12 protein-coding genes are annotated in these 16715 nt (G+C 41.8%); 7 read left to right on the top strand and 5 right to left on the bottom strand.

Annotated features, from left to right (window positions below):
- Positions 1–313: 313 nt before the first annotated feature.
- On the top strand, positions 314–610 hold the full coding sequence (locus WKK05_RS12330) for a hypothetical protein (RefSeq protein ID WP_341529987.1): 297 nt from the start codon (positions 314–316) through the stop codon (positions 608–610).
- A gap of 229 nt (positions 611–839) precedes the next feature.
- Here WKK05_RS12330 and WKK05_RS12335 read toward each other — a convergent pair whose 3' ends face one another.
- Positions 840–1733: a transposase family protein gene (locus tag WKK05_RS12335; RefSeq protein ID WP_341525207.1), complete on the bottom strand. Its 894-nt coding sequence runs from the start codon at positions 1731–1733 to the stop codon at positions 840–842.
- Between the two features lie 82 nt (positions 1734–1815).
- Here WKK05_RS12335 and WKK05_RS12340 point away from each other — a divergent pair, with 82 nt between their 5' ends.
- From WKK05_RS12340 to WKK05_RS12360, 5 genes are all read left to right on the top strand, one after another.
- Positions 1816–5637 carry a strawberry notch-like NTP hydrolase domain-containing protein gene (locus tag WKK05_RS12340; RefSeq protein WP_341529988.1) on the top strand — a complete coding sequence of 1274 codons (3822 nt, stop codon included), beginning with the start codon at positions 1816–1818 and terminating at the stop codon, positions 5635–5637.
- A gap of 169 nt (positions 5638–5806) precedes the next feature.
- Entirely contained in the window at positions 5807–6046 is a 240-nt protein-coding gene (locus tag WKK05_RS12345; protein ID WP_341529989.1) for a hypothetical protein, read from the top strand.
- Between the two features lie 122 nt (positions 6047–6168).
- The gene (locus WKK05_RS12350) at positions 6169–6327 is read left to right on the top strand and encodes a hypothetical protein (RefSeq protein WP_341529990.1); all 159 of its coding nucleotides are present in this window, start codon (positions 6169–6171) and stop codon (positions 6325–6327) included.
- 48 nt (positions 6328–6375) lie between these two features.
- A complete protein-coding gene (locus WKK05_RS12355; protein ID WP_341529991.1) occupies positions 6376–6594 on the top strand; it encodes a hypothetical protein in 219 nt (72 codons plus the stop codon).
- A gap of 898 nt (positions 6595–7492) precedes the next feature.
- The gene (locus tag WKK05_RS12360; protein WP_341529992.1) at positions 7493–9709 is read left to right on the top strand and encodes a polysaccharide biosynthesis tyrosine autokinase; all 2217 of its coding nucleotides are present in this window, start codon (positions 7493–7495) and stop codon (positions 9707–9709) included.
- A gap of 385 nt (positions 9710–10094) precedes the next feature.
- On the opposite strand, the gene WKK05_RS12365 is transcribed toward WKK05_RS12360, so the two are convergent.
- A complete protein-coding gene (locus WKK05_RS12365) occupies positions 10095–10781 on the bottom strand; it encodes a hypothetical protein (protein ID WP_341529993.1) in 687 nt (228 codons plus the stop codon).
- A 775-nt stretch (positions 10782–11556) separates the two neighbouring features.
- Between WKK05_RS12365 and WKK05_RS12370 the strand changes: the two genes are divergently transcribed.
- Positions 11557–12549, top strand: coding sequence for a lamin tail domain-containing protein (locus tag WKK05_RS12370; RefSeq protein ID WP_341529994.1), 993 nt, complete (start codon positions 11557–11559; stop codon positions 12547–12549).
- Between the two features lie 336 nt (positions 12550–12885).
- Here the strand turns inward: WKK05_RS12370 and WKK05_RS12375 are convergent, their stop codons facing one another.
- The 3 genes from WKK05_RS12375 to WKK05_RS12385 form a co-directional block, all read right to left on the bottom strand.
- Entirely contained in the window at positions 12886–13551 is a 666-nt protein-coding gene (locus WKK05_RS12375; protein WP_341529995.1) for a hypothetical protein, read from the bottom strand.
- Positions 13552–14013: 462 nt separating this feature from the next.
- Positions 14014–15219, bottom strand: a complete 1206-nt coding sequence (locus WKK05_RS12380; RefSeq protein ID WP_341529996.1) for an AIPR family protein — start codon at positions 15217–15219, stop codon at positions 14014–14016.
- Positions 15220–15713: 494 nt separating this feature from the next.
- On the bottom strand, positions 15714–16400 hold the full coding sequence (locus WKK05_RS12385) for a hypothetical protein (RefSeq protein ID WP_341529997.1): 687 nt from the start codon (positions 16398–16400) through the stop codon (positions 15714–15716).
- Positions 16401–16715 lie beyond the last annotated feature (315 nt).

A 16715-nucleotide genomic window follows, 5' to 3' on the forward strand; every position in this document is an offset into this window, starting at 1 on the left:
TATTAAAGGGTTCTTATACTTTAGATGCGTTTGCCCTGTATATTCAAGCCCTCAAGTTCAGTTTTGGGGTTTTAATTGTGTTAGCGGAGCGGGGCGTTAGCCCATTGCGAATTGCGAATTGCGAATTGCGAACTGCGAATTGCGAATTGAATGAGATTACTGCCTCCAGTTCAAGAAATTTCATTACAACCAAAACGTGTTAATCGTTCAAAGAAATCTGACAATGTTGCAAACAAGTCACCGAAAACTAAAAAGGCTGAAGTAAAGTCTCCAGGCTTTTTGCTTGCCAGTCAAACCGCGTAAAGCTGCATAAATGATCTCTACATACTGTTGTTTAGCGGTTGCCCTGAGTCATATTCCGGGCAATCACTCCCTACTTGAAGCAGCAAGGGTTGAATTAGGAATTGCTGTTGATTGTGCCAAAGAATATGACAAAACTTGGCACTCTATTATTTGGATTCAGTCTAATACTCGAACTAAAAGCAGAGTACGCGAGAAATTAAACCATTTAGCATTTGACTGCTATACCCACTTTTTAGAAGCTATTAATTACCTCAACCAATATGCAGATTTAATGGATGAACAAGGGCATCAACCAACTAATTGTTGAAGCAGCGCGGTCTTGGGGGTTTCCCCCATGAGCGACTGCTGAACCCGAAGGGTGGGGTGAAGTCAATAGACTTGTCCGAAAATTCCAAAGCCAGACTGTTCAAAGCTTTGGGGCAAAACTTTGATATCTTCGTAAATACGTAATTATAAGGCTTTGAGATAGTTAGTGATAATTTAGAGGCATAAAAATTAACTCCTAATTTCTAAAAATTTATGATTTTTGCTACTAGCTAAGTTGGCAGAACTAAGCTACCAATTCTTAACCTAACTAATCCGCAAACTGTTAAAATAATCTGCTCATACGTCTCAAGCTTTAAGCGAAATCTTTGTGAGGCTATGCGGAATATTTTAAGTAATCGAATCAAATGTTCAATGAATATCCGATTACTAGATAAAGCCTTATTTTCATCTTTTTGCTGTTGAGTTAATTCTCGTTTTGGTTTCTTTTTATGAGGAGTAGTGATATTCTCACCTCCTTGAAAGCCTTTATCACCTGAAAAGGGTTGAGATTTATCAAATTTATTTTGAGATTGACGAAACAATTTTATATCTGCTGTTGGCCCAGGAACACCTACTTCTACCTCTACAATATCTTTGCCTTCTGGTATGCCAATTATCAGACTTTTTAATGTATGTTGTCTCTTCTTTCCAGAAAAATATTTCTGTTGCTCTTTTTGGTCAGAATCCCTATATATTGGCTGTTCTAAGCTATCGACTAATAGCCTAAAATTTGTTAATACTTCTTGAACAAATAGTAAATCACTTTCATTATTTGATACTTGTTCTAATAAACTAGCAGGTAATATATCACGAAGAATTGGTATCCAATCGTGAAATGTATCATTAGCTTCGGTTTTGGAAACACCAAATAGCATTCCTAATACTTGGAATGTTGGCATCTGTCTTAGATAAAATAGACATAAACATACTTGTTCTTCGGTTGATAACTTTTCGGGACGACCACCACCAGCCGCATTAATTCTAATTTTATGACTCTCTTGTTTAGCTTTGATGTATCGATTTCGTTTTAAGGCGCAATTTAGCAGTGATTGCAATTGTTCGTAACTAATCCCTAAAATCTGTTTTGTTCGTAGTGGATACTTTTGTATATAATCTAAAATCATAACTAATTGTGGAAAATGGTAGACGCCCAATCTAACGTTTTACCATTTTTCTTTTCCTAAGTTAATATTTCGGACAAGTTTAATGCACGGTGCAACTTTGATGCTCAACGAGTTAGCACAAGACAGAGCGAAGATTCTGCGTCGGCTATTCCCTGGCGTTCCACTATTCTCCGTGAATGCCGAGCAGATCAACGATTATTTAGCTGGTAAGACTCAGCCCTCGGTTGTGTTGATGAATCCACCTTTCTCATCATCTCCTAATGTGCGCGAGCGCTCACCCGATGCAACACCTCGACATATCAACTCTGCACTACAAAAGCTGTGTGATGGTGGACGGCTTGTAACAATCACAGCCAACTGGTTCTCTCCGGCTAACCCAAGCTGGCGCGAGACTTTCGTTAAGTGGCAAGACAAGGCCAGCGTGTTGCTGTCGGTTGGGGTCAGTGGCAGGGTATACAGCAAGCACGGGACAACGATTGAAACGCGAATCACCGTAATTGACAAAGTTCCTGCGGCTCAAAGAAACGACATCCCGTGTATTGCTGAAACACTGGAACTACCCGAACTGCTGACGTTGATTGAACAGTTGCCGCAGCGTTCGTCTTTGACGTTGCCGCAGGCATCTCTGTGGCAGCATTCAACTACTAAAACTGCGGCTGCGGTGGCGAAGGTTGTTAAACTGCCAACGAAGCATACAGCGATTACTCAACCAGAACCCTCCGCAGAAATTCCAAATGTGGTTGTTCTGGAATATCAGGTAGTCGAGTGGTCTGCAAATGATGGACTCAAAGATACTTTATATGAAAGCTACCGACCACAGCGAATCCGAATCAAGGACGCTTTACCCCATCCCTCACTGCTTTGTGAAAGTGCGGCTTTAGCATTAGTATCGCCCCCCGCTCCCACTTACAAACCACATCTCCCACAAAACATTGTTACACAAGGCTTATTGTCTGAAGCACAGCTTGAGAGCGTTATTTACGCAGGTCAAGTACACTCAGAGTTCTTGTCTGGATCTTATTTTGTGGACGATTCGTGGGATAATCTGACTGTAGCGGCACATAGCGAAGAAAATGCTGTAAAATTTCGTCGTGGCTGGTTCTTAGGCGATGGGACGGGCTGTGGTAAGGGTAGACAATGTGCAGGAATCATCCTGGATAACTGGTATCAGGGTCGGAGAAAAGCAATTTGGGTATCAAAAAGTTCTGCATTAATTGAAGATGCCCGTAGAGACTGGTGTGCTTTGGGTGGCACTGAGCAAGACATCATCGACATTAGCAACATCAAGCTAGGTGAGCCCATTGCGTTCACCCAAGGCGTTCTGTTCTGCACGTACTCAACCCTGCGCTCAGAAAGGAACGGCAAAAGTCGGCTCAAGCAAATCGTGGAGTGGGCAGGGTTGGACTTTGAAGGTGCGATCGCTTTCGATGAATGTCATGCAATGGGCAATGCTATGGCGCAAGAGGGTAAGCTTGGTATGGTTGCAGCATCTCAGCAGGGTATCGTGGGACTGAGGTTGCAAAATGCCTTACCCAAGGCACGGGTTGTATACGTATCGGCAACCGGAGCGACGAAGGTTTCTAACCTATCTTATGCAAATCGTCTCGGACTCTGGCAGACTGGGGATTTCCCGTTTACCTCACGAGAAGATTTTGTGGAATCCATAGAGGGCGGTGGTATCGCCGCGATGGAAGTTGTTGCCAGGGATCTCAAAGCCTTGGGGCTGTATCTGGCGCGGAGCCTCAGTTTTGAGGGGGTAGAGTACGATACGCTTTACATTGAGTTAACGCCGAAGCAAGAACGGATTTACAACAGCTATTCTGACGCTTTTGAGGTTATTCACAATAATTTAGACAAAGCCTTAGAAGCTTGCAATATAACTGGCGCAAAAACGTACAATCGTGCTGCTAAGATGTCGGCTGTATCGCAGTTCGAGTCGCACAAGCAAAGATTCTTCAACCATCTGTTGACTGGCATGAAGTGTCCGCAAATGATTAAGGCGATTGAGCAAGACTTAGCTGCTGGCAACGCTGTTGTTATTCAGATTGTCTCGACCAATGAAGAATTGCTGAAGCGACGGTTAGATGAAGTTCCTGCAACCGAATGGAAGGATCTGAATCTGGATCTGACTCCCCGCGAATATCTCATGGATTATTTGATGAGTGCGTTCCCAATCCACTTGCATTCCATCTATTCTGGCGTTGATGGTTCAGAACGTTCAGAACCAGCCTTTGACGCTGATGGCTCTCCGGTTATATCACAAGAAGCTGTAGCCTTGAGAGATGCTCTAGTTGATCGACTGGCTAGCCTAGATCCTATCCCCGGCGCATTAGAACAATTGCTCTGGCATTTTGGTAACAAGCAAGTAGCTGAAATTACAGGTCGTAGCAAACGAGTTCTAATAGACGAATCTGGTTGTTTGTTCGTGGATTCTAGAGGTAGTGGGGCGAATATTGCCGAAACTGCGGCATTTATGAATGGGAATAAGCAAATCCTCATCTTTTCTGACGCTGGAGGCACAGGCCGCAGTTACCATGATGACCTTAACTCTGTGAATCGTCGGCGGCGATCGCACTACCTGCTCGAAGCCGGCTGGAGAGCCGACAACGCTATACAAGGGCTTGGGCGATCACACAGAACCAACCAAGCATCAGCGCCTGTGTTCAGACCCGTGACTACCAATGTCAGAGGTGAACGCCGCTTCATCTCGACCATCGCTCGACGGCTGGACAGTCTTGGCGCACTCACCCGTGGGCAACGGCAAACTGGGAGTAATGGTATATTCGACACCAAGGATAACCTAGAATCTCAGTATGCTGAGTATGCACTGTATGAGTTGTTCAAGCAGATATTCCAAGGTCGATTTTATGAAGTTCCTTTAGGAAAGTTCGAGCAAATGACTGGATTATCGCTGACTTCCCAAGAAGGAGGTATGAAAACCGAATTACCGCCTTTGCGTCAGTTTCTCAATCGCTTGCTGGCTCTCTCCATTGATATGCAAAACATCATTTTCGAGCGTTTTGAATTGTTGCTTTCTCAGCAGATTGAAGCAGCGCAAGCCGCAGGAATCTACGAGATGGGTGTTGAAACGCTTAGGGCTGACAGGTTTACTATCGAAAGCCAAGAAGCTGTGTACACTCATCCCGCCACCGGTAGCGTGACCAACTACTTGAAGATTGAACGAGTTCAAAAGAACAACATCAAAACTGCTGATGAGATGTTGGATTTTGCTACCAAGTACCAAGGGCGGCTCATGGTGAATGAGAAATCTGCTAGTGCGGCTGTTTCAATTCCAACGCATAGTATATTCGATGCTGAAGGCGGCGTTGTACCAAGGGTTTTGCTCGTCCGTCCACAGAAAGAAACTCGTGTCATAGCCGAACAACTGAATTCTTCCACTTGGCGGCAGGTTTCGGCTGACACCTTTGTTGCGGCGTGGTCGAAGGAGGTTGACCAACTGCCCTCTTTCACTACTGATTACCTGCACTTAGTCACTGGTATTTTGTTGCCTATCTGGAAAATCCTACCGCAGCACAGTAGCCGAGTATTTCGGTTGCAAACTAGCGATGGCCAGAAAATTCTCGGTCGCGTAGTTCAAGCTTCCGACATTCAAACGGTGCGAGAACAACTCGGACTCAAGAACCAGTTGCTAAGTCCCACAGAACTTGTTTCGTTGGTGCTAAACGAAGGCTATTCACAGCAGTTGCCGGGTGGCGTAACCTTGCGGCGTTCTTTCATTGCGGGTGAGCCTCGTTTAGAACTAGCTAATGCTATCTCACTAGCAGAGCGACTTTTCGCTGTTGGATGTTTCACGGAGATAATTCAGTGGCGTAAGCGGGTGTTTGTCCCAACTGGCGATCGCGCTGCATCTGTTCTGGCGGCTGTGATTGAGATTTTGGGTTAATTCTCAACCTTAAAGGCCCAGGTATTTAATCTGGGTCAAATTTACTCTCAAAACAAATTAATAATAGTCTTGAAATGTTTAAAATTAAGGAATTAGATTTGGGGAATACGAGTTATTAATTCTCCGGTTACACCTCATAAATAATGAAATGAATTAAGGAGGTATAGCCATGAAAATAACTTTGTTTGAGTTTACCAAGGTTCAATCTTTAAAAACTGATAGTGCTATCTACAACATAGGTAAGTCTATCGAGTTTTGGCATCCTGATAAACGTGATTGGCTTAAAGGTAAAATTAAAGAAATAACTCAATCTCAAGAATTTTTTATTAGCATAAATATTACTTATTTTAGTTTTAATAGGCAGAAAAAATATATATTTATAGGGAAGATTGGCTGCGAAAATCACTAAAAGATGAAGCGTTATAGTCCGATTTATCTTTATTTTAGTTATTAATTGGGACGCTTCGCGAAAATGGAAGTGAAAAAGCCTGCTTATGCAGAGGCTACTAATCATTTCAGGGAAATAAAAATATGTTACTTCAATCAATCGAGTCGAGCAAATCTCCGCAAGCTGGTTCTCCTTATATTGCCCAGCTACTTCTCAATAGTCGCTCACAAATTCTGGTGTGGCAAGAGGTAGTTACTTTACACGAAACGGCGAAAATACTGTGTCCTCAAAAGTTTGCTTAGTGGGGTTCGTTACCACCAGAATTGTGGATTACTTCGCTGATTTTCTGTATGGGGAAACCTCCTACAGATGAAACTTTAGCTAATACTCCAGCAATGCGAATTGACTTGTTGCCTAATCGTCAGTTTAGCAGTGATTTATCTGTATTATTAACTGCACCACAGTTAATCACGTTACGAAAAATTAGCTACCGAATTCGGTCTGATTTTTCCCAGTATAGTCTTGATAAACAGCAGTATCTAGGAATGAAACCACCTGTAGTCGCTTAAGTAAAAATTATTCGCTAGTGTACATAAATGAGTACATCAGGCGCTGAAGCGCAATTCGTAATTTATCAATGGCTGTTACGAGTGCTCAACATTGGCAAAGTCAATTAATGTTCAACGCAGAAATTGCTAGATCGTAAATTAGCAGAGAGTTTATCGCTGCGCTCTCTTTGAAGTGAAAAATTCAATAAGGTTGCATCAGGCGAATTTACTTCGACATCTTTGGACTTTGGATATCAAATGCTTTTGGCAATTGCTTCTCTCCTGCTATCTAACTCAGAAGCGCAACTGCATTGATTGTATCGGCAACGAAGACTAGGGGCATGCTGATATTGGGGATATCAGAGTTGCTTAAGACGGCATTAGCACGTTTCGTGACCGCGCGATCAACCGTCAGTACGCTCATCTACTGGCGGTTTATTTTTGAAACAATGGCGCTCTGCTCAAACTTTTTGAAGTCTAACTATCACTTTTGTTAAATTCCAAAATCTTTTTTAAGTCACACAGGCCCATTGAAGTTTTCATAGACGAACCTCCACCGCTGCCTTGGTACAATCGCTCTACAGCTATCCAATTGCTCCCTTTGGGTGATAGTGCAACACTTGACTAACGAATGGGAACCAATGGTTGTCACGTATTCAGCCAATGGTGTTGTATTAGGCTTGGGTTATTGTATCTAATCCTTATATGATGGCGTTTTCAATATTTGGTGCAAAACAATAAGTGGTGAGTTTGAATTTCCAACTAATTGACTTTGAGACCTTGGCGGAGCGTCTTCAGTTTCGCTGCTGAATTCTAACTCTCCGAACTTCTGATTGGCGTCAGCGGCTGCTCAGGGTTCTCTCTGAATTCTTCATTTGTTAACTATTCGTCTAGCGGCTCGAAGAAAAGGATAATAAAAGTGGTTCAAAATACTCTAAATCCTCATATAACTACAGTTACAGAAACTGAACCTGGTTACGGACAACTATTTGTAGTATTAGTACGGAGATTTCCTTGGTTTTTAGTAGCATTTCTTAGTTGTATCACTGTTTCAGGAATAGTAACCTCTATCACAAAAGTTACTTACAAAAGTTCGATGCAACTGCTAGTAGAACCTAACTATCAAGGCAAGAAAGAAGGCTCAGGATTAGAAAATCAATTCACTGACTCTAATATTGAGATAGATACTGCAACCCAGCTTAACTTGATGCAAAGTTCTGGACTTATTAAAAAAGCAGTTGATAAACTCAAGCCTGACTATCCAGATATCACAATCGGTGAGATTAAAAGCGCTTTAGTCTTAAATCAAATAAGGAATAAAGAAGATAACCTTGCTACTAAAATCTTTCAAGTTGAATATACTGATACTGATTCAGAGAAGACACAAAAAATTCTAACTGCGATTCGGCAAGTTTATGTGGAATACAACAAACAACAGCAGGATTCACGGTTACAGAGAGGTCTACGAATTATTAGAGAACAGCTAAGTAAAGCTAGTGATGAAGTGAATGCGGCTGAGGCCAACCTGCAAAGGTTTCGTAAAAACCAGAATTTAATCGATCCAGAAACACAGGCTAAAGCGATCGAAACAGCTTTAAATAATATTGCACTAGAGCGCCAGACAGCTCGTTCTCAATATGAAGAAGCTTTAGCACGTCAAAAATCATTGGAAGAACAACTCAACCGTTCTCCACAAAATGCTCTAGTTTCTTCGCGCCTGAGTCAGTCTACCCGTTATCAAGGCTTGCTAAACGAAATCCAAAAAACCGAACTAGCTCTAGCACAGCAACGCTTACGCTTCACAGATGAAAATCCAGGCGTGCAGAACCTCAAAGAACAACTTAAAAGCCAGAAGACATTATTACAACAAGAGGTAGGAAGGACTTTAGGTGGACTGCCTGGCGCTGCATTAGCTTCAGGACAATCTCTGCTTGAACAAGGACAACTCGGTCAAATTGACCTTAGCCTTGCTGGTCAGTTGGTAGAGACGCAGACAACTATAGTTGCTTTAAGTGCGCGTGATCAAACTCTGGCACAGAAAGAGAACGAACTGCGCGTGGAACTCAAACGCTTTCCGCCCCTGCTGGCTTATTACAATCGGATGCTGCCGCAGTTACAATTTAGCCGGGAAAGGTTAGAGCAGCTTTTAAGAGCAGAACAGCAGTTGCGCCAGGAACTTTCCAAGGGTGGATTTAATTGGGAAGTTGTAGAAGACCCCCAAAAAGGTGCAAGATTAGGCCCCAATCTTCAGCAGAATCTCTTGTTGGGTGCAGTTGTCGGGTTAATGTTAGGAGGCATTGCTGCCTTTATTCGCGAAGCATCTGATGATGCAGTCCACACCACTGCTGAGTTAGAGAAGCAGATTGCTTTGCCATTATTGGGAACAACTCCCAAATTGCCACCTGCTAGAACCAGAGAATCAATGATTAAGTTGCCTTTTGGCAAACCAGAAGTTCTTGCCTCCCGGACAATTCAGGTATTGCAATCTCCACAGCGCTGGGAATCGCTGGCTCTGATCTACAAAAATATTGAACTTTTGAATTCTGTTGCTAGCCTGAAATCTTTGATGATTACCTCAGCTTTGCACGATGAGGGTAAGTCTGCTTTAGCATTGGGTTTAGCAATGAGTGCTGTGCGTTTACACAAACGAGTACTGCTAATTGATGCCAACTTACGCGAACCTAGTCTACACAAACAGATTAATATTCCCAACGAACAAGGGCTTTCTAGCTTGCTGGCGAGTGATGTTACTCTACCTAACCAAATTAGTGTTCAGTACTTAGGTTCAGCCTACATTGATATTTTGACAGCTGGGCCAACACCTGCCGACTCGGCTAATCTCTTAAGTTCCCCTCGGATGATGCAATTGATGGCAACATTTGAGGAAAATTATGATTTGGTACTCGTAGATGCTTCTCCTGTTCTCGGCTTGGTGGATGCCATGCTGACTGCATCATCTTGCCGGAGTGTGGTACTGGTGGCAAGTATTGGTAGTGTGACGCGAAGCCAACTTACTCAAGCTACAGCCATGCTCAGTAGGTTAAACCTGATTGGGGTTGTGGCGGATGAAGTTTCAAATACTGCTAATGCTTACGTACCCTATACGAAACAACAGCGATTGGCTCTGCGACCCTAGCTATCTAACCCGAATGGCACGAATGGCACGCTTGAAAAGCTGAAAAGCTTTTGGTTTAAGCACTCTGTAATTGCTTGCGTAATTCTTGCCGGGGTTTGGTCATAAAGGGGTAAGCTTTGGGGCGGCGTTTAATAACTCGTGGTTCGTTGCGTGTGGGACGGTCAGGAACGGCTTTGTGAACGATAATGTGTACATGAGTATATCAGCTTATTTTTTCTGCTCATCTCAAATGCATTCACAGCTGCATCACATCAGACCTAGCTCTTGATAATAGTTGATCAACTTTTGTATTAGCCTGTTCAAAAGCTTGAATCACTACTGGCGTGACGTGATTAGTTTGTATTTTACTTGATTTAATACCGAGGATTACATCTCCATCCTTATTTTAAATAACTAAATCTTTGCGCTTAGAATCAAATAGAATATCATAAACTTTCCCGCTAACTTGATGTGAGCCATCACCTCTTTGTTCTCCCAAAATAGTACTAAGCCTTTGAGCTATTTGAGTCAGTCGGCTAAGACTTTGGTATTCACTAGTATCAGAGTTCATTGCAGAGAGAGCTTTATCAGATAGTGGTTGCCCTGATTTAAACAAGTTTGCCACCTCAGTAATCTGATTTTTGTACTCCAATGGTTTACCCAACCTATCAGCGGCACTGTACCAATTTCTTAAGTCATCAATAGTGACTGTTGGGGGGTTCTCTACACTTTCGGGTTCGGTTTTTACGCTATTAGTAATTGGGTATGGGGTGGGAGTAGTCGTCCGTGGTGGAATCGCAGGCTGGTCAATAGTAGGTGTGGTCTGAATATCTGGTTTAGGCTCTGGTAGTTTTGGCTGGTTTGGTGGTTTCAAAAATTGCGGTCGTGTGGCAAGAGAGCTAACTTTTTGTTGATACTCATCAGTAGACTGAATGACTGTCCCAAATTTCTTAGTCATTTTCTCCAAAGTTTGAGGAGGAATTGAGCTACTGACTAAGTTAAACACTGCCAATCCCTTTTTAGTTGCCTTCATCACATCTTCTATTGGAGCAAGCGAGAATTCAACATCTTGAAGAGTTAGCCATTTAGTCACAGTTTTAACCTTGTGATTGTCAACCGCCAAGCCTATGAGTCCTTGTGTTTGATGTTCAGGCGTGGCAACAAGTATAGTTGGACGCTCCTTGAGCGGGCGCTTGCGCCATCGCTTCTTGAACGCTCATATCAATAGTTGAAGCAGTAATTGTCAGGATTTGAGTTCATAATGCATTATCAAACTTTTTTGCTTAAGTTGTTTAGGTAAAATTATTTTTAACAAAATCATTGGAGTTAAATAATTTAAGCTTATATAAAAATAATTATCAATTACCATTGTTCATTAATTATCTTAACTGTCTTAACTGTCCTTGAGTTTTATTAGCGTTTATAAGATACTAAAAAAGTCATACTCACACAAATTTATAGCTAATTAGCAGCTAAAAATCAAAAATTATGTCTGAAATTGCATTGTTTAAATGCTCGTTTTTTAAATAATGCTGAAATCAACTAGCTGTATTTAAACAGTTAATTTTTTTCATCGTAATCGTTCTGTAATTTTTCCATACATCTACCCCAGCAAGGATTTACGCAAGAGCGCAATTAGTAGTGGCGTGGCAAGGCTAAATTTGTGCATTAGGGTAGGTTAGGTTTCACTTTGTTCAACCCAACATTGATCGGAATGTTGGGTTTCGTTCCTCAACCCAACTTACAAGTTTTTTTTACATCACTTTAGCCTTGCCACACTAGTAGGGTGCGTTAGAAAACGTACTCCATACATAGAGTTAGTGTGTTAGTTCTCAGTTGACTATTACCATTAGTTTTGAGTGAAAATTATGACAAATCAGCAAACTCTACAGGTAGAAATTACCAATATTGTCTACAAAAATGAGGTCAAGAGAACTCAATCTGACGAATACGTTGAAATTGCTAACAAGGACAAGACATCCATCGATATATCTGGTTGGCAAATTGCTTCAGGGGTAGGACGCAATAAAGCGTTCACTTTTCCCCAAGGAACAAAATTAGCCCCAGGTCAGAGTGTGCGAGTTTATACGAATGAGGTACATCCTGAGTCAGGCGGCTTTAGTTGCGGTAGCGGTGTATCCCTTTGGAAAGATTCAGGAGATGAGGTCAGACTCTTAGATGCTCAAGGAAATATAGTATCGGGTTTAGCCTATGACAGCAAAGGCAATTTCACGAAAACAACCACTGCTAGCCAGAAGACATCAGTCGTGGACACAGTTAGCACAGATGCAAATCTCAATGAGCTACTAAACAAACCTGTTCTCATTGAAAACCAAGAGACAAAACGCTATCTATTTTCCACAGGAGAGCCAATCAAAGGACAGCGAGGAGATGAAGGTGGCTGGCTAACATCAAGCGGCTTTGAAAGTCCTAACGTCGTTGGTGCTGATGCCAATTACTACAACCGTGCCGTATGGAAGATTGTACCAAGTGGTGATAGTTTTCTCATTGAAAATCAAGAGACAAAACGGTATTTGTTCTCTGATGGAGAACCAATCAAAGGAAAGCGAGGAGATGAAGGTGGCTGGCTAGCATCAAGCGGCTTTGAAAGTCCTAAAGTCGTTGGTACTGATGCTAATTACTACAATCGTGCCTTATGGAAGATTGTACCAAGTGGTGATAGTTTTCTCATTGAAAATCAAGAGACAAAACGGTATGTGTTTTCTGATGGAGAGCCAATCAAAGGAAAGCGAGGAGATGAAGGTGGCTGGCTAGCATCAAGCGGCTTTGAAAGTCCTAAAGTCGTTGGTGCGGATACCAATTACTACAACCGTGCTTTATGGAAGATTACAACGATATAGTGCAAAACTACTATACAGTTTCATAATAATTGAAAGCTTTTACCCAAAGGTGAGAGCTTTTTATATATAAACGTACAAAGAGCCTCGACCGCGCAAGTAGGCGTAGATATAGCGTAGCCAGCACCAGAGGCAAAATAGTACAAATTTACCGAAAACTGAGGTTTATAGTATGTAAATGACAGGACTGAAACCCTTATTCTTTCGTTACAGCCTTGTCTAACAAGAAGCAAATAGGGCTTAGATAATTTATCTAATGCAATAGCTTAAAACTTTATAAGATAATACCCAACCCATCTTGTCCGTAGTGTCAGCTCGTATATTTACCCCAGTAAACAGTTAGATATAGCGTCGACGAAGCCAACTGATAACTGGGATTCCCAGCAGTAAAAATAAAGAACTATCTGGTTCAGGAACTGGACTAGCGGAAATAGATGTCACAGTAATATTATCAAGCCCCATAGGATTAGAACAACACGCTGCGGCTGGGTTAGTTAGAGAGATTGTCAGACTGTCGATTAAGGAATTTGAGTTCGAGTTGACTACAGTTCTAAAATTACCAAAAGTGTTTGGAACCGTACCTTCAAAAGAAAATGCCGCTGTTGAATTCAAGAATCCCGTTATTACATAAGGGATTGGAGTCACACTTGAGTAAAGATCAACTGAGCTGAATGTAAATCTGGAGTCATCATTTGTAATTTTAATTGTAGCTGTCAGCGGGTTCTGACCAGCCTCATTCGTAAACTCTATGAAGGGAGCCGGATTACCGTATGAGTCACTTGTAACCCAAGGGCCAGAGACTGCCGAAGTTGTAAAACCAGATTCATTATAAGTTGATAGCGTCCCTACAGATGCTTGCTCAAACGTAATTATTGCTGCTGATGCCGTATTATTTACTCCGAGCAGCAGGCCAAGAAAAGTAACCAAGTGTGCAGCAGGAACTATCGGTACCAAAAATTTAAAAGTCAAGGGCAAATAACTTTTACAAAAATCAATCTTATTCATTTTTCCTCCAAATATCGAAACAAATCAAATTAAGTTTAAAAAATTGTCTTGATTCTCAAAGATTTTAATATAACTTTGAGAAAATAATATTTAGTTTTATTTCCATTGATCTAATTTTTTAAATTTATTGGCCTTACTCAAATCTGCTCAAAATTTTTATATATGCTGTTAATTTTCCAACTTTTTACTCTTTGATTTAAGCTTTCTGGGCAGATAGGAAATAATCCTATCTACCTGCTTATTAGCTTTTCAATACAAGGAACACTAACACCTACTGAACCAATTTCTCAGTCTGGAATTGAGGAAATCTCGAAATCAAGAATTTCACATATACGCCACAATAAATTGAAGCATCTGTATCCGGCTATGTTTAGAGACTAATATCGCTCCTTCTGCTCTGTTGGTACTCTAGCTGGCAACCATTTAATGTCTAGTAATAGCTCAACCTACCTCTAACCATTTTTAGTTAGGCGTTAGTGTTAATTCTTCACGCTTGCTAGAGTTAACCATTTTGACCAACCGCCCATTGAGATAGCTTTGTGCAGAGACATAGAGACTTTCCCAAATTTCATGATTGCGGCAGATTTTCGCCCCGACTGTATTACCTGCTATTTTTTCTGAGATTAAATACTTGCGGAAATAATTGTTCCACAGATGTTGCAGAAAATCTTCTGCGAACTCATCAAACGGGAGAATCCATTTGTAGTCTTTGTCTAGGAATACCCGATACGCCGCAACTATCGGCAACGCTAGTTCTGCTGGCGCTCCAAAACCAAATGAGTACTTGCTGTCTGGTAGCAGGATAGTTTTTCTAGTATCAATTGAAGCTAGGTCATTGACACCTTTTCTTCTTGGGCTTGTGATGTGTTCTTGGATAATTTCGTATAGCCTTTGCTCTATCCATAGCCCTTGGGAAAGGAGTGGCAGTAAAGTTGTGAACCTCTCTCGCTCTTTGTCTGTAATCACAGAAGGGGTTTTACTGACTGGCGGGTGTTTGGTTCTTGTTCTACCATCCGGGTTGTATTTGTTTCTATCTAAGCAGTTAAGCAGCTTAAATAAATGGTTAACATTACATTGCCCATTTTTGGGAGCGCCGCTTTGATTCTGGTAATAGGCGATGCGGAATTTTCTATTTTGCTCTCGCTCCAAATGAGCTAAGTACTGCTTGATAAATTTGTAGTCACCTAGAGCGTTGACTTTGGAACGGGAATCTACAGGGGACGTTGTATTTGATGCCAGGGCAATGTCTTTTGCTTCTTCTTCACCTAGCCCTATATGAATCGTAACTTTTACTCTTGCTTTACTTAGGTCACATTTGTAATTTTTCGCTTGCTCAAAAGCTAAAACTGTATGACCTCCGTTGATAATGCCATCGCTTCCCCCTTCTGATACTTCCTCTATCTCTAGCTCCAGTTGGGTCTTGTTCTTATTGGGCTTAACTTGCGAGGCTGACAGCACAATTCCACCGTGACGGGAAAAGAATAATTCGGGTTGTGTCGTCAACGAGTCAAAGATTTGCTTATACGTTGCGCTTTTGCGGTTGGGTTCTCGGATGTTGGGTTCTAACGGTAAGTCTGTTGGGAATGTGTCTACATGAGCAGTCGCTATCAGGCAATGGGGGCTGGCTTGAAAATATTTATCTATCTTAATATTCCAAGTCTTAGGCATAGTTTCTCTGGCAATGAAATTAATCCTATTACGCTACTGTATCTCTAATTGTTCTCGAATTATGCCATCGCTGTTCCTGTTAACCAAATGTTTGACCCCAACGCGAAGAGTTTTCTTTATTAAACGGCGTAGGTGTAGCCCGCACTTCGACACCTTTCGGCTTCTCTACGAGACGCTATGCGAACGCTCAAGGCAAGAAGCTCAGTAACCACCCCAGGCATCGCCATTTCAAAATTAAGTTCTACTTTCTACAAGTTCTATGCATCTTCGTTTGATTTCTAACCAATTGTAGAGCGGTGACTCAACTCTGTTGAGTGCTGTATCAATGATGTAGAGCGGGAGCTACAGCACTCTCTCTACAACTGGCTTAGAGCAAAACAAGTTATACAGGGGCTTTAACTGTGTTCCGCGCTGTTGATATCTCCATTAAAACTGCAACAGCACGACATCAGTTGCCAATTTGCCGGAATCTCTAATAAGCCTTGTACTACTCTCTATTCTTTTATCTGTGATGCTGTCAAACTATGGTAATTGCTAAGGTTTAAAGTTTGACTATTAGTTTCTTTGAGCAGTTCAAGTTTTGGGTGATTCTCGGCACTAACAGAATTACTGTGCTTGCGTTTTGGGAATTCCATAATCAACCGCGCCTCATCCATTACTAGCTTAGAACCAACAAGTTTCACATCTAGTTCCCAAAAATCGCCTACCTCTTGTTGCGGGAGGAATCCTTCCACCTCGATGACGAATGGTTGCCATTGCATTGCTGATTCCGAGCCGAATGGCACTTGAAAGTTGCGTCGAATTTGCACAGTTAACAGCCCGTTTTCTTGGTTGATAACTACACCCCGAATTGAAAAATAGCCATCGGCAGCCAATAGCCACGTCTGTTGCAAATCTGATGTTGGTTCTTTGTGTCTGCCTTTGATGTGAAAACTGAGTTTTTTTGACTCTTTTTCCATTCTCGGCCACACTACCCAAATATTAGTACTCGCTACCAATTCTGGATTTTCTTGCAGTAATTTTTCTGACTTAGTTCCTAGTGTTGCTGAATAAATACTGCCATCCTTCGATACTAAAGTACCTTGGTTAAATGCTTCAGTGCTGGGTAAATACTTTCCCTCAACTATACCGATACAACGAGACATCGTTGGGTAATGTGGCGGAGAAAATAAACTGCTCATACTTGGCTCAATTATCATTCATGCTCTATGGTTATAGGAGAGTTTCCCTAAATTAGTCTTTTAGGAACCTTATTGTACAACTATTTTATCTAGAGCAAGATTTGAGTCACTTCTGTTTCAGTAACAGTCCTTCTCAACCACCAGCCGCCAGCAGAAAAATCCTCTCTAAGCTACACCTAATTCCTCATCTGCTGACTGTTGTTGCTCCTTTGCAGCAGCCAATTCCTCAATAAAAGCGTCAATTGCCTTAGCTGCCGACTGCTTGCCTGTTTTCAATTTCCCAATGACTTTTTCGCGGATTGCTGAATAATCTGG

The organism is Nostoc sp. UHCC 0302 (assembly GCF_038096175.1).
Lineage (GTDB): Bacteria > Cyanobacteriota > Cyanobacteriia > Cyanobacteriales > Nostocaceae > UHCC-0302.